Below are 506 nucleotides of genomic sequence, written 5' to 3' on the forward strand. Positions count from 1 at the left end.
ATGAAAAAGCCGGGCTCTAGGCCCGGCTCTCCGTTTGTGCGCTGCAGCCTTGACGAAAACCAACGCATGGCCTCGAAAACCGTAGCCGGTTTTCGGAAAGGGCCATGCGCAAGTCCGAGCGTTAGAGCGTCCTTTGTGCGTCCAGATGGACGCCCGGCGCTCTAATGCGCCAGGGACTTTCCAGCGTCGTCGGCACTGTCTGTCGAGGCCGGCGGATTGACCGGTTCGACCCATTCGATCGGCTCCGGCATACGCACCAGCGCGTGGCGCAACACCTCGCCGACACGTGAGACCGGAATGATCTCCATGCCGTTCTTCACATTGTCCGGGATCTCCGCCAGGTCCTTGGCATTGTCTTCCGGGATCAGCACCTTCTTGATGCCGCCGCGCAGTGCGGCGAGCAGCTTCTCCTTGAGCCCGCCGATCGGCAAGATGCGGCCGCGAAGCGTTATCTCGCCGGTCATCGCCACATCCGCCCGGACCGGAATACCCGTCAGTACCGACAC

Annotated in this window: 1 protein-coding gene; it reads right to left on the minus strand. The window is 62.5% G+C overall.

The annotated features are described in order from the left end of the window. Nucleotides 1–161: 161 nt before the first annotated feature. Nucleotides 162–506 (minus strand): S16 family serine protease (locus EN893_RS37380; RefSeq protein WP_348632550.1); only part of this gene is annotated, 345 nt, incomplete at its 5' end.

Source organism: Mesorhizobium sp. M7A.F.Ca.CA.004.04.2.1, assembly GCF_004022825.1.
GTDB lineage: Bacteria > Pseudomonadota > Alphaproteobacteria > Rhizobiales > Rhizobiaceae > Mesorhizobium.